A 13,839-nucleotide genomic window follows, 5' to 3' on the forward strand; every position below is an offset into this window, starting at 1 on the left:
AAAAAAACAACCACACCCTGAAAACGGAAGACGGGGAGTCCCCCCAAGGCATGGCAAAACAAACAAACAAAAACCACCAAACACACTATTGAGTTCTCAAACAACACGCCCGACCTGACCGCGCAACAACCCCGCGGCGAAAAGCCGCGGTCTGTAGTGCGGGCAGATGAGGACACCCACCGAAGTGGACTTCCCTCTCGGATGCCGTCGCGCTCAGCGGCTGGACCGCGTCGCGACGACCTGGATTAAGTTACAAGAGGGAAAACTCTGAGTCAAATCGCCTGATAGACGGTCTTTTTCGACTCCGCCAACCCTCAGCGTCTTCTACTCAACGCGCACCACGCCTGCGATATTTCGCTTGCCTCGCCGCAGCACCAACCACTGCCCGTGAAGGAAGTCGGATGGCTGCGGAGTCCACTCCTCGCTCTCGACACGAGAGTTGTTGACGTAGACCCCGCCCTCGGCGATGGTGCGGCGGGCCGCGCCCTTGCTCGGCGAGAGCCCGCTGGCCACCAACAGGTCGGCGATGGTGTCGGGACCACCCGACGCGAGCTCCGCCACTTGGCCATTGCCGATCTCGCGCAAGGCGGAAGCCAGCGTCGCCTCGTCGAGGCCATTCAATTCACCTCGCCCGAACAGCGCCTGACTTGCATGTTCGACGGACTCCGTCGCAGCCTGCCCGTGCACCAGACTGGTCAGCTCCTGAGCCAGGCGCCGCTGCGCCGCACGTTCGTGAGGTCGCTGCTGCGTCGCTTCCTCGAGGTCGGCGAGCTCGTCCGGCGTCACGAAGGTGTACCAGCGCAGAAACCGGAGCACGTCGTCGTCGGTGGTGTTGAGGAAGTACTGGTACCAGGCATAGGGGGTCGTCAGATCGGGGTCGAGCCATACCCGGCCGCCACCGGTTGACTTCCCGATTTTCTCGCCGTCGGCGGTCGTGACCAGCGGCACTGTCAGTGCATGAGCCGTCGCGCCGAGCTTTTGCCGGACCAATCGAACGCCGGCGATGATGTTGCCCCACTGGTCCGACCCGCCGATCTGAAGCCGGCACCCGTGCCGCTGATGTAGCTCGACGTAGTCATTGGCCTGCAACAGCATGTAGCTGAACTCGGTGTACGAAATGCCATCACCGTCCAGGCGCCGACGGACGGTGTCGCGATCGAGCATGACGTTGACGGAGAAGTGCTTGCCCACGTCCCGCAGAAAGTCGATCGCCGACAGTTGTGACGTCCAGTCGAGGTTGTTGACGACGATCGCGCCCGTTGGGGAGTCGTCGAAGTCGACGAACCGCTCCAGCTGACCCCGTATGCGTTCGCTCCAATCGGCGACGGTGTCGGCGGTGTTCATTACCCGCTCGCCGACCTCGCGCGGATCCCCGATCAGTCCGGTCGCCCCGCCAGCCAGCACGATCGGACGGTGCCCGGCGCGCTGCAGGCGACGAAGTGTCAACAGCGGCACCAGGTGTCCTGCATGCAGGCTCGGCGCGGTCGGATCGAATCCCGAATACGCGGTGACCGGCCCCTCGGCCAGCATGGCGGCCAGTGCGTCGCGGTCGGTCGACTGCGCGATCAGCCCACGCCATTCCAACTCGTCGAGGATGCCCGATCCCTCGGGTTTCGCAGATGTCACAGGGTCGATCTTCCCCTACGGTCGGCAGCGCAGTGATGGAGCAGCGCCCGGGTTATGCGGGCTCAGTCGCTGGCACCAGGCGCAGGCGCTCGAGGACTGCGCCGGAAGGCCGACACCTCGGGACGGCCCGCCAGCCAGAATCGCCATGGACGATCCGCGGCCTTGCTCACCCCGACGCGGGGTCCGCTCACGCCAGCATGTGGGGCCGCCAGCGAGAGCGTGACCGGGCTGGCAGGGTTGAACAGGTCAATCCCGTTGTCGTCCATCGTGATTCCAAGCGCCTGGCATAGATTGCCAGGGCCGCGGGCGAGCGCCGACTCCTTCAACGGCCTACCCCGACGGCCCACCGCCACGTCGACGCCGTCCTGAATGGCGCCTGCGCGAAGCAGGACCGCGCCTGCCACCCCGTCGTAAGCGGTCACCACGTTCGCGCACACGTGGATGCCGTGACTCCGATAGGTGTAGAGCCGACCGGCCGGGCCGAACATGATCTCGTTGCGGCCGCCGCGGCCGCGAAAGGAGTGCGACGCGGCGTCCGGCCATGGTCCGTCGGGCGGTCCGCCGTACGCCTCCACCTCGACGATCACCGCCGACGTTCCCCTGCCGGTCAGCACCCCGCCGAGCAGGCGCTGAGCGGCCGCGACGGGGTCGGTCGCAAGCGGTTCGGCGCTCATGAGAGCGATTGTGCCCGGCACTCTTGACACCTCTTCGACTGGGGAGCATATTCATCACATGATGACTTCATCACCTGATGAATTAATGTCGGACCGCGGAGGCCCAGCCATCGCGGTCGATCATCTGACCGTGATCCGCGGCAAGCGCACGGCGTTGGACGACGTCACGGTGCGCATCGCCGCCGGCACGATCACCGGCGTCCTCGGTCCGTCGGGATGCGGTAAGACCACGTTGATCCGCAGCATCGTCGGAACCCAGCTGATCGCCTCCGGGACGGTCACCGTGCTCGGTCTGCCCGCGGGCTCCCCCGAGCTGCGCCACCGCGTCGGCTACGTCACCCAGGACCCCACCATTTACCCCGACCTTCGCGTCGTCGACAACGTGCGCTACTTCGCCGCGCTGTACGGATCCGATGCCAGTGCGGCGGATGCGGCCATCGCAAACGTCGGGCTCGAAGACCATCGAACGGCGTTGTGCGGCAACCTTTCCGGCGGACAACGCACTAGGGCGTCGCTGGCCTGCGCACTGGTGGCGCAACCAGACCTGCTGGTGCTCGACGAACCGACGGTCGGGCTCGACCCGGTACTCAGAGTGGACCTGTGGGAGCAGTTTCACCACCTGGCGAGGCGGGGCACAACGCTGCTGGTGTCGAGCCACGTCATGGACGAAGCCGACCACTGCGGCGATCTGCTGCTACTGCGCGAGGGCCGCCTGCTTGCCCACACCACACCGACCACACTGCGAAAGGACACGGGATGTCAGTCACTGGAGGAAGCGTTCCTGTCCGTCATTCGGCACAGCACCGCACCCGCGCCCGCCTGAGTCCGCAGGCCTACCTGGCGACCACCGGACGGATCCTGCGGCAGCTGGCCAGCGACCATCGCAGCGTCGCAATGATCCTCGTCGTGCCGAGCTTGATCATCACGTTGATGTACTTCATGTTCAAGGACGTGCCGCACCGGCCGGGCACGCCGTCACCGTTCGACAATGCGTGCCTGATCATGCTCGGAGTGTTTCCGCTCATCGTGATGTTCCTGATCACCTCGATAACGATGCAGCGGGAACGGGTATCGGGGACGCTCGAGCGGATTCTGACCACTCCCCTGCGCCGACTGGATCTGCTGGCGGCCTACGGCACCGCGTTCTCCATCGCCGCGGCAGCGCAGGCCACGTTGGCCTGTGTCATCTCGTTCTGGCTCCTGGGGCTCGATACCGCGGGCAGCCCGGCGCTGGTATTCGTGATCGCCATCATCAACGCGGTGCTGGGCGTCGGACTGGGGTTGTTGTGTAGTGCGTTCGCGCGCACCGAGTTTCAGGCCGTTCAGTTCATGCCCGTCGTGATCGCACCGCAGCTGCTGTTATGCGGGATCATCGTGCCGCGCGAGGTACTGCCCGATTGGCTGCAGTGGATCAGCAACGCGCTGCCTGCCAGCTACGCACTCGAGGCGTTGAAGGAGGTCGGCGCCCATCCCGAACTCACGGCCACGGCGGCCCGTGACATCGCGGTGGTGGTGGCATTCGCGGTGGTGGCGATGGGCCTGGCCGCAGCCACGCTACGGCGCAGAACGCCGTGAGCGGCGCAAGCCGCAAGCGCCCGGGCCGACCCCCTGGCACCTCCGACACACGCGACCGCATCCTGTCCAATGCGCGAGAAATGTTTGCCCGCAACGGGATCGGCAATACATCGATCCGTGCGATCGCCGCCGCGGCCGACGTCGACGCAGCCCTGGTTCACCACTACTTCGGCACCAAGGAGCAGCTGTTCGCCGCGGCCGTCCACCTCCCGATCGATCCGATGCAGGTCATCGTGCCGCTGCGCGAGGTCCCGCTCGAGCAGCTCGGACTGACGTTGCCGTCCATACTCCTGCCGCTGTGGGATTCCGAGCTGGGATCGGGCATCATCGCGACGCTGCGGTCGCTGCTGGCCGGAGACGACGTCAGCCTCATCCGGTCGTTCCTGCAGGACGTGGTCACCGTCGAGGTGGGGGCTCGCGTCGACAGCCCTCCAGGCTCGGGGCCCATCCGGGTGCAGTTCGTCGCGTCGCAGCTCGTCGGCGTCGTGATTGCGCGCTACATCTTGGAACTGGAGCCATTCAAGTCGCTACCGGTCGCGCAGCTCGCCGAGACGATCGCACCCAACCTGCAGCGGTATCTCACCGGAGCACTCCCGGGATTCGACTAGGCCTCCGCGCGCTCCAACAGGCGTTGGTGCTCGGCCTCGTCGGTGATGGTCACCGCGTCGTCGACCAGCAGCACGGGGATCCCATCTTCGATCCGGTAGGACCGACGCAGACGCGGGTTGTACAGCGCCTCGTCACCTATGAGCAGTAACGGGCCACGATCTTCCGGACACACCAGGATGCTTCGTAATTGCGCGGAGAGCACGACGTTCAGCCGATCGGAAGGACGACTCCACCGCCGGGGCCAATGCCCGGTGGCAAGCCGTTGGGCGCCTGGTTGATCGAGATGTTCGTCGGGCCCTGAGGCTGCTGAGCGGCGCCACGCGCCTGGTTGCGCCGCTGGAAGGCGACGGTCGCTTGCAATGCCTCTACCAGTGGTCCCTGGTTGGGGCGCTTGGCCATCCCGGCCTCGAGATCGGCCATGTTGCCCTTGGACGGCACGTAGCCGGCGGCGCGCAACTTGATCGCACTGTGAATGAGGTTGGAGATCTGGCCGCCCCCCGAACCGACGTCGTACTGCGCGTTGATGTCGTCGAGCACGTCGGCGCTGGCGGTGCCCGAACCGAAGCCGGCGATCAAACCACCGGCAAGCACAGCGCTGGCCATGCCGCCAGTGGCGGCACGGCGCCAGCCCGGATAGCTGCTGGTCTGCGAAATCATGAATCCTCCACTGCGCGGGGTGCCCCGACCCTGACGGCATGCTGCCGCCAGCCGGAGCCTAGCAAAGCAGCGCCTATGCGGCACGGTCTCATTCGCCGTCCGAGGTGTGGAGTAGCTCCGTGCGGACCGCCGTCGTGAGCCGCCTGTACTCCTTGGTCTGCTCGTCCAGGTACCACGAATTCCGAGCCGGCTTGGGCACTCCGGCTGCGCGCAGCGGAGCCAGCAGCGGCCGGTAGGACGCGCTGAGTTTCATATCGGGCACGACGTGGATGAAGTCCGGAGGGAAGCCAACTACCAGCCCGGCAATTGCCTCGTTGAGGTCGGCCGTCGGAACGCTCCCACCGGGAGCCAGCGCCAACGCGGTCACGGCCAGGGTCCGCGACCCGTCTTGCACGCGGTAGGTCACCGCCAGGTCGACGGCACCGACCCGTCCGACGGCGTCGTTGACGGCCGCGCCGAACACGGGGCCACGTGCGGTACGGATCACCGAACCGCGGTTGTCGACGAGCCAGTAGTCGCCGTCCTCGTCCCGCCGGAACAGATACTCCGACGACACCCAGGTATCCGCGGGCGCGAACACGCCGCGCTTGACCGACGCGGTGGGATCCACCGGGCCACGCGGGTGGGCGAGCAGCACACCGACCTCGTTGGGCTGGGCCAGCCGGACGAATCCGCGGTCGTCCTCCAGGATGAGGTCGTCTTCGACGTCATACGCGGCGAGCTCGACGTGGCCGCCACCTGGAAGCGGACGACCCTCGCTGCCGATCTTTGCACCGGAGACGTTGGCCAGCACGGCCTGCCCGTCGGTCGTGGCGAAGAACTCGACGATGTTCGCAGGCTGGAACACCTCCTGGACGCGCTTCCAGAGTCCGGTGGGCATGCCGGAACCGATGAACAGCCGAACCGGATGGTTGCCGTGCAGATCGAACGACGGATCGTCGATGACCTCACGCAACATCGCCCACGTGTACGACACGACGGTGACGCCGTACTGGCGCAGCTCGTGAAGGAAGCGGTCGGGCCGCAGGCCGCGCGACAACGCGATGCGGGTACCGCCGACGACCGCACCGCCGAGGCTCACGAGCAGCCCGGACTGATGGTGTAGCGGGGTCAGGCAGTACACGGTGTCCCCGCGGCCGAGATTGGCCGCCGACGCGGTGCCGAAGGCCGACAGGGCCCAGCGGAAGTTGGTGATCTGCCGGGCGACGAGCTCACCTCCGACGGTCGCGAAGGCGATGTACGCCAGGTCCTTGGCGTACCCGGGATTCGGCCGATACCAGCCGGGCAACTCGACGACGTCGGGGTCGATCTGCTCCATGTCGACCACGTCGGCATCCTCGGGCAGGCCCAAGTCGCGAGACTCGCCGCCGCCGAGCACGAGTACGCGAAGCGGAAGCTTATGGGCGGCTTCGAGATTGCCTGGATCGGCGATCACGTCGGATAGGCCGCCCAGTCGCGCGGCCTCGACGAGGTCTCCGTCGGGCGGCATCAGCACGGCCACCGCACCCAAGCGGGACAGTGCGGCGATGGCGACGAGCGCGCTAGGCCTGGTCTCCATCAGCACTCCGACGTGGGCGCCTTGGCGCACCCCGACGTCGATGAGGCCGCGCACCACGTTGTTGATGCGTCGGTCGACGGCCTCATAGGTATGTACCCGGCCGTCGAACAACAGGAACTCACCATCCGGGGTCGCGGCGGCCTGTTCGCCCATGATGCGCCCCAGCGAGATGCGTGTGTGGTCGTTGATCTGGCCGAGGCGTGCCAAGCGTGGAAGGGTACGGGCCGTTTCGACGACCAGCGCACGCGCCGACTTGTTCGCCGCGAATAGCGCGTCCGCAGCCGTCCGCGCGAGGCTGAACGTCATCTCGGTGGCAGCGGCGGCGCTGTGCGCGACGCGAGAGGCGAAGGCCACCCCGCTGTCGCCAGTCTCGGTGGGCTGCAAGGCCATTGGTACGACCATGTCCGGCAGCTCGCCCTTGCCATCCAGCCAGTTGACCCAACCCGCAACCGTCGGCCAGTTCTGGTTGGCCGCCTTGGATCCCACCACCAGCCCGAAATGCCCTGCGCGGATGAGGTATTCATAGACATCAGCCCGCGGTGCCGCGCGCTTGATGCCGCGGACTGCGGCAGGCTGCCCGATGTCGTCGACCTCGCCGACGATGGCCAGGATCGGACAGTCGATGTCGCTGAGCGTGACGAGGTCACCGTGGATGGAGAACCCGCCGCTCATCATGCGGTTGTGTGCGATGAACTGCTTGAGCAATTCGGCAATGGCGGGACCCGACCAAGCGATCCAACCATCGTTGGACAGGAACCGACGCTGCTGTTCCCGCGGGAGCAGGGCCTCGCGGTCGTGCAGCTGACGGACGAAGTCCAAGCGCGACTGAGCCGTCTTCAGCGGATCGAGCATTTGGAACCCGGTGCGGGCCAGCCATCCGGGAATGTCGATACGGCTGAAGACGTGATCGGCCATGAAGTCCGCAGCACCGACGGCGAGGTTGGGCGGCAGGTTCATCGGAAGGGCGGCCAGGGTGTCGACGGGCGATCCGAAGGCGATGATGCTCGCGAGGTCCTTCGACCGTCGGTAAGCGGCTGTCTGATAGCAGAACATGCCGCCCTGGGAGTACCCCGCGAGGTGGACGTCGCGCTCGGTGACCTTCTTGACTGTGTCGATGGCCTCGCTCAGCGCCACGACGTGGTCGGCGAGGTTGCGGTCCATGCCGCCCTCAATCTTGTCGGGGGAACCGAAGTCGATGACCCACGGATCGATGCCCGCCGCGTGCAGGATGCCGACGGCCCCCTCGTCGCGGGTCACGTCCCACATGTCCGCCGACATCATCATGGGGTGCACCATCAGCACCGGGGTTCCGGCGGGCTTCGCACCGGGCCGGGTGTCCGGCGGAAAGTAACGGCGCAGCCGATACATCGGCACGCTCTCGATGATCTGGAACGGCGAGGGCACCGCGCCGGTCTCCAGACCGCCGTAGCGCAGCACTTCCAACCCGTTCTGGGCCGTCGCCACCAGGCGTCCGACCGGGCGGGTGAATGCCGAGAAATCGACCACTACGCTCCCCTTTTACAAGCCCGAACTCCCCGATCCCAGACGTCATCATGGCACAGCGGCACGCGTGTCCCGGGAGGATTGCCCGGACGCCGATGGCCGCGAAGCCGCCTATGATCGGCCCCTTATGGCGAACCTCATCAACCTCGAACGCGTGACCGTCGGCTTCGGTACCCGCACCCTGCTCGACGGCGTGAGCCTCGGCGTCGACGAAGGAGAGGCAATCGGGGTCGTCGGTCGCAACGGCGACGGCAAGACCACGCTGCTCCAGATGCTCACCGCGACGCGCCCACCCGATTCCGGCCGCGTGACTCACACATCGGGGCTGTCCGTCGGCTACCTGCACCAGTCCGACGACTTCAAGCCTGACGCGACGGTGCGCGACGTGATCGTCGACGGCCGGGCCGACCACATCTGGGCCGCCGAGGCCGAAACCAGGTCGGTCGTCGAGAATCTGCTGACCGAGGTGGCGCTCGACCGCGAGGTGAGCAACCTCAGCGGCGGTGAGCGCCGCCGCGTGGCACTGGCCGCGGTGTTGCTAGCGGGTCATGACGTCCTCGTGCTCGATGAACCGACCAACCACCTCGACGTCGAGGTCATCGCATGGCTGGCCGGTCATCTCTCCCAACGGCGGTCCAAGACGCTGCTGGTGGTCAGCCACGACCGGTGGTTCCTCGACGCGATCTGCACGGACATCTGGGAGGTGCACGGCGGCGCCGTCGACGCCTACGAAGGTGGTTACGCCGCATACGTGCTGGCCCGTGCCGAACGGTCTCGGATGGCCGCGGGCACCGAGGCGCGGCGCCGCAACCGGGTGCGCAAGGAGCTGGCGTGGCTGCGGCGGGGAGCACCCGCGCGGACGTCGAAGCCGAAGTTCCGCATCCAGGCGGCCAACGACCTGATCGCCAACGAACCGGAGCCGCGCGACTCGCTCGCCCTGCAACGCTTCGCGACGGCCAGGTTGGGCAAGGACGTGTTCGACCTTCACCGCGTCAGCTTCGAGGTGGGCGAGAAGACGATCCTCGACAAGCTGGACTGGTCGATCGGGCCGGGCGTGCGCATCGGACTGGTCGGCGTGAACGGCACCGGCAAGACATCAGTACTGAAGCTGCTGACCGGTGAGGTGGCCCCGACCTCCGGCAGCGTGAAGCGCGGCAAGACACTCAGGATCGGCTACCTGAGCCAGGCGCTGGTGGAGATGGACGGCAACGAACGCGTCCTCGACGCCGTCGAGAACGCCAAGCGGATCACCGAGCTGGCGGGCGGCAAGGAGGTCAGCACGGCCACCCTGCTCGAGGACTTCGGGTTCACCGGCGACAAGTTGACGACGCGGTTGTCCGAGCTCTCAGGTGGAGAGCGGCGCCGGTTCCAGTTCCTGCGGCTTCTGCTCGACGAACCCAACGTGATGCTGCTCGACGAGCCCACCAACGACCTCGACATCGACACCCTGAACGTCATCGAGGACTATCTCGACGGCTGGCCGGGCACGCTGATCGTCGTCACCCACGACCGGTACTTCCTCGAACGGGTCAGCGACGTGACGTATGCGCTGCCCGGCGGTGGCCGCTGCGTGCTCCTGCCCGGCGGAATCGAGCAGTACCTGGCCGAGCGGCCCACCGCCAGCGGGGCCTCGGTGACGCGCCCCAGCGACCGCAACGAGACCGCCTCGGCGCGCGAACACAAGGCGGGAAAGCAGCTGTCCCGCATCGAGAGTCAGCTCCGCAAGCTCGACGAGCGGATTGCGAAGCTGCACCAGACGATGGCTGAGGCGGCCGCCGACCATCTGCGGTTGGTCGAGCTCAACCACGAACTGCGTGAGCTTCACGTACGCCAGGAATCCCTCGAGGAGGAGTGGCTGGCGCTCGCGGAAGACTAGGGCCGGGATGGAACCGCTAGCACAGCGCTACTGGGTCCCGCGCCGCGTACACGTTGCGCGCGATCTCGTCGAGGTGGGTCTCCCATGTGCCGCAGCAACCGCCCCACATGTCGATGTGCGGGTACTGCAGGGCCAGGCCACCCATGAGCTCACCAAGCTCCACCGGGTCGCCCGACTCGAGGTGCCCGAGCGTGCACAGCGAAATCTTGTCCATCATCGCGGCATTCGGTCGCAGGCACCGCACTCGTTCGAACCAGTCGCCCGGCTCGATCGCCGGCGTGAACTCGAGTGGATGGGAGCAATTGATGCCGTAGAACGCGGGCCGATCATCACCCGTCTGCGCGTCGATCGTCTCGATCGCGTCCTTCAGAGTTGGCCCCGATGGTAGCTGACGGGTGCTGTTGTCGAGGGTGAATGAGATCGAAAGAGGTAGGCCCGCAAGGGATGCAGCACGCGACAAGCCGATCATCTCCGGCACGGAGGTGAACGTCATCGCCTCGACCAAGTCGACGCCGGCGCGGGCCAGAGTGGCGAGCTGGGTGCCGTGGTACTCCTCGGCCTCGTCGGCAGTGATCGTCTGGTTGGTCTCGTACGCGTCACCGCGAGGACCGACGATCCCGGCGTAGAGGAGCGCGGGCACCTGCGCCTGATACGGCTGGGCGACCTCACGCAGGAAGGAGATGCTGCGCATCTGCATCTCGGCCAGCTGCTCACTCGAATAGCCAAGCAAAGCGCCCCAGTCTGGGCTTGCCCGGTAGTCGAGGCCGCCGATGACCACGCCGAACCCATGGCGAGCGGCGGTGTCGAGATACCGTCCGTACATGCCGCGCAGTTCGGTCACGGCGTCCGGGTTGTCGAGCAGTGGGAACAGGGCGAAGCTCGGGAGCTCGTACCCGTACTTGTACATGATCTCGGTTTCTTGGCCGCCTTCGGTCAAATAGTTCAACCCGGCCTGCTGTATCGGAAACTCCGTCGACATGGTGACCCCCTCCGGCACCTGCGCTCTCGCAATGAGGGCAAAGATCAGACTAGCCGTGGAGATGGGACGCCAACAGTCCATTTGCCACTTTTGGCACAGAATTAGCAAATGTCGATTCGCTCCGCGCGCCGACGACTAGAACCCGCGCAGGGTGATCCTCAGCCGATCCGCCGTGTCGCGAACGATGCCGAGCTGCTTGGCCACCTGAATCGGCGACGTGCCGCCGCGGGCATCACGCGAATTCACCGAGCCTGCCACCGTCAGCACCTCCCTGACCTCGGCGGTGAGCCCGGGGTGGATGCCTGCCAGCTCGTCGTCGGCCAGTTCTTCGAGCCCGACGCCGCGCGCCTCGGCAGCCTTGACGGCCGCACCTGCCGCCTCGTGGGCGACGCGAAACGGAACCCCTTGCCGGACGAGCCATTCGGCGACATCGGTGGCCAATGTGTAGCCCAGCGGGGCCAGCTCGGCCATCCGGTCGGTGTCGAAGCGCAGAGTGCCGATCAGACCCGCCATTGCGGGAAGGAGCAGGTTCAATTGCGCGACTGAGTCGAACACCGGCTCCTTGTCCTCCTGAAGGTCCCGGTTGTAGGCCAGCGGCTGAGCCTTCAGCGTGGCCAGTAGGCCAGTCAGGTTGCCGATCAGCCTGCCCGACTTGCCGCGGGCCAGTTCGGCGATGTCGGGATTCTTCTTCTGCGGCATGATCGAACTGCCCGTAGACCAGGAATCGTGCAGCGCCACATAGCCGAATTCGGTTGTGCTCCAGAGGATGACGTCCTCGGCCAGCCGGGAAAGGTCAACGGCGATCATCGCCAACACGAACGCGGCCTCGGCGGCGAAGTCGCGCGAAGCCGTCGCATCGATGGAGTTGTCTGCGGCGGCCGTGAACCCGAGTTCATCGGCAATTGCGTCCGGGTCGAGCCCGAGCGACGAACCGGCGAGCGCACCCGCTCCGTACGGCGACACCGCAGCGCGCTTGTCGAAGTCAACGATCCGTTCGACGTCCCGCAGCAGCGGATGGGCGTGGGCCAGCAAGTGATGCGCCAGGAGAATCGGCTGCGCCGACTGCAGATGAGTCTTGCCCGGCATGATCGCGGTGGGATGCGAGGCCGCCTGGGTGGCCAACGCCGCGACCACGTCGAGGGCGGCGCTGCCGACCGTGCGCATGTTGTCGCGCAGCCACATCCGGAACAAGGTGGCTACCTGGTCGTTTCGCGACCGGCCCGCCCGCAGCCGCCCGCCGAGCTCGTCGCCGACGCGGTCGATCAGCCCGCGTTCCATCGCACCGTGCACGTCTTCGTCGGTGGGCAGCGGTCCGAAGCTGCCGTCGGCGAGGTCCGCACCGAGGCTGTCCAGACCTGCGAGCAGACCGTCCCGCTGCTCCTCGGTGAGTAGCCCGGCGCGAAACAGCACCCGCGCGTGCGCCTTCGACGCCTTGACGTCGTACGGTGCCAGCACCCAGTCGAAGTGGGTGGACTTGCTCAGCGCGGCAAGCGCTTCCGACGGACCGCCCGAGAAGCGGCCGCCCCACAGCGAGCCCTCGTTGGTGCTCACGATCCCGCCATGTCCCGCTTCGCGGCGATCTTGCTGCTCAGGCCGTGCACGTGCACGAAGCCCTTGGCGCTGGACTGGTCGAACGTGTCGCCCTCGTCGTACGTAGCCAAGTTGAAGTCGTAGAGCGACTCCGGGCTACGTCGACCGTTGACCGCGATGTGACCGCCGTGCAGCACCAGCCGGATCTCGCCGGTGACGTGTTCCTGCGTGTGGTCGACGAACGTCTCCAGGGCGCGCTTCAGCGGCGAGTACCACAGGCCGTCGTAGACGAGCTCGCCCCAGCGTTGATCGGTGGTGCGCTTGAACCGCGCAAGCTCACGTTCGAGCGTGACGTGTTCGAGTTCGGTGTGGGCGGTGATCAGCACCATGGCGCCCGGGGCCTCGTAGATTTCGCGGCTCTTGATGCCAACCAGCCGGTCCTCGACGACGTCGAGCCTGCCGACGCCCTGGGCGCCTGCCCGGCGGTTGAGTTCGACGATGGCCTCAAGCACCGTGACGGGCTTCCCGTCGATGGACACCGGTACACCCTTGTCGAACCCGACTATGACCTCGTCGGGCGAGCTCCAATTGACAGTCGGATCCTCGGTGTAGTCGTAGACGTCCTTCGTGGGAGCGTTCCAAAGGTGTTCCAGGAAGCCGGTTTCCACCGCCCGACCCCACACGTTCTGATCGATCGAGAACGGGGAGCGCTTGGTGACGTTGATGGGGATCGCGTTCTCCTCGGCGAAGGCGATGGCCTTCTCGCGGGTCCACGCGTAGTCCCGGACGGGAGCGAGCACGTCGAGCTCTGGCGCCAGCGAGGCGAATCCGACCTCGAAGCGGACCTGGTCGTTGCCCTTACCCGTACATCCGTGGGCCACCGTGCCGCCCTTGTACTCCCGGGCGGCCTCCACCAGGTGCTTGACGATCAGCGGCCGACTGATGGCCGATACCAGCGGATAGCGGTCCATGTAGAGGGCATTGCTCTTGATGGTCGGCAGGCAGTACTCGTTGGCGAACTCGTCGCGGGCATCGACCACGACGGCCTCCACGGCGCCGCAGTCGAGCGCGCGCTGCCGGATGACCTCCATGTCTTCACCGCCCTGCCCGAGGTCGATGGCGACCGCAACGACCTCGCGACCGGTCTCCTTGCCGATCCAGCTGATCGCGACCGAGGTGTCCAGACCGCCGGAGTACGCCAGAATGACGCGTTCGGACATGAAGTAATCTCCTTATTTTCCAGTGCTTTTCG

At 66.4% G+C, this 13,839-nt stretch carries 12 protein-coding genes; 4 read left to right on the top strand and 8 right to left on the bottom strand.

From position 1 onward, the window contains the following. Positions 1 to 324 precede the first annotated feature (324 nt). Positions 325 to 1,596, bottom strand: coding sequence for a tyrosine--tRNA ligase (gene tyrS, locus SLQ30_RS00005; protein ID WP_413467909.1), 1,272 nt, complete (start codon positions 1,594 to 1,596; stop codon positions 325 to 327). Positions 1,597 to 1,688: 92 nt separating this feature from the next. Next, a complete protein-coding gene (locus SLQ30_RS00010) occupies positions 1,689 to 2,300 on the bottom strand; it encodes a DNA-3-methyladenine glycosylase (protein WP_319444812.1) in 612 nt (203 codons plus the stop codon). A 58-nt stretch (positions 2,301 to 2,358) separates the two neighbouring features. Here SLQ30_RS00010 and SLQ30_RS00015 point away from each other — a divergent pair, with 58 nt between their 5' ends. Genes SLQ30_RS00015 through SLQ30_RS00025 form a run of 3 tightly spaced genes read left to right on the top strand, consistent with a single transcriptional unit; the run spans position 2,359 to position 4,483 of the window. Next, the gene (locus SLQ30_RS00015) at positions 2,359 to 3,123 is read left to right on the top strand and encodes an ABC transporter ATP-binding protein (RefSeq protein WP_319444813.1); all 765 of its coding nucleotides are present in this window, start codon (positions 2,359 to 2,361) and stop codon (positions 3,121 to 3,123) included. After that, on the top strand, positions 3,057 to 3,875 hold the full coding sequence (locus SLQ30_RS00020; protein ID WP_319444814.1) for an ABC transporter permease: 819 nt from the start codon (positions 3,057 to 3,059) through the stop codon (positions 3,873 to 3,875). The genes SLQ30_RS00015 and SLQ30_RS00020 overlap by 67 nt, the downstream gene beginning before the upstream one ends. Beyond that, on the top strand, positions 3,872 to 4,483 hold the full coding sequence (locus SLQ30_RS00025) for a TetR family transcriptional regulator (RefSeq protein WP_319444815.1): 612 nt from the start codon (positions 3,872 to 3,874) through the stop codon (positions 4,481 to 4,483). Before SLQ30_RS00020 ends, SLQ30_RS00025 begins: the two co-directional genes overlap by 4 nt. Here the strand turns inward: SLQ30_RS00025 and SLQ30_RS00030 are convergent. From SLQ30_RS00030 to SLQ30_RS00040, 3 genes are all read right to left on the bottom strand, one after another. Beyond that, positions 4,480 to 4,686, bottom strand: a complete 207-nt coding sequence (locus SLQ30_RS00030; RefSeq protein WP_319444816.1) for a Trm112 family protein — start codon at positions 4,684 to 4,686, stop codon at positions 4,480 to 4,482. The genes SLQ30_RS00025 and SLQ30_RS00030 overlap by 4 nt on opposite strands. Before the next feature lie 5 nt (positions 4,687 to 4,691). Then, positions 4,692 to 5,141 carry a hypothetical protein gene (locus tag SLQ30_RS00035; RefSeq protein ID WP_319444817.1) on the bottom strand — a complete coding sequence of 150 codons (450 nt, stop codon included), beginning with the start codon at positions 5,139 to 5,141 and terminating at the stop codon, positions 4,692 to 4,694. A gap of 88 nt (positions 5,142 to 5,229) precedes the next feature. Continuing rightward, positions 5,230 to 8,205, bottom strand: a complete 2,976-nt coding sequence (locus SLQ30_RS00040) for an acyl-CoA synthetase (protein WP_319444818.1) — start codon at positions 8,203 to 8,205, stop codon at positions 5,230 to 5,232. 124 nt (positions 8,206 to 8,329) lie between these two features. Here SLQ30_RS00040 and SLQ30_RS00045 point away from each other — a divergent pair, with 124 nt between their 5' ends. After that, positions 8,330 to 10,078, top strand: a complete 1,749-nt coding sequence (locus tag SLQ30_RS00045; RefSeq protein WP_319444819.1) for an ABC-F family ATP-binding cassette domain-containing protein — start codon at positions 8,330 to 8,332, stop codon at positions 10,076 to 10,078. 16 nt (positions 10,079 to 10,094) lie between these two features. Here SLQ30_RS00045 and SLQ30_RS00050 read toward each other — a convergent pair whose 3' ends face one another. From SLQ30_RS00050 to SLQ30_RS00060, 3 genes are all read right to left on the bottom strand, one after another. Then, positions 10,095 to 11,057, bottom strand: coding sequence for a homocysteine S-methyltransferase family protein (locus SLQ30_RS00050; RefSeq protein ID WP_319444820.1), 963 nt, complete (start codon positions 11,055 to 11,057; stop codon positions 10,095 to 10,097). Positions 11,058 to 11,192: 135 nt separating this feature from the next. Further along, a complete protein-coding gene (gene argH, locus SLQ30_RS00055) occupies positions 11,193 to 12,608 on the bottom strand; it encodes an argininosuccinate lyase (protein WP_319444821.1) in 1,416 nt (471 codons plus the stop codon). After that, positions 12,605 to 13,807: an argininosuccinate synthase gene (locus SLQ30_RS00060; RefSeq protein WP_319444822.1), complete on the bottom strand. Its 1,203-nt coding sequence runs from the start codon at positions 13,805 to 13,807 to the stop codon at positions 12,605 to 12,607. The genes argH and SLQ30_RS00060 overlap by 4 nt, the downstream gene beginning before the upstream one ends. Positions 13,808 to 13,839: the final 32 nt, after the last annotated feature.

Origin of the sequence: Mycobacterium sp. RTGN4 (assembly GCF_033804635.1) — a bacterium.
In the GTDB taxonomy this organism is placed as follows: domain Bacteria; phylum Actinomycetota; class Actinomycetes; order Mycobacteriales; family Mycobacteriaceae; genus Mycobacterium.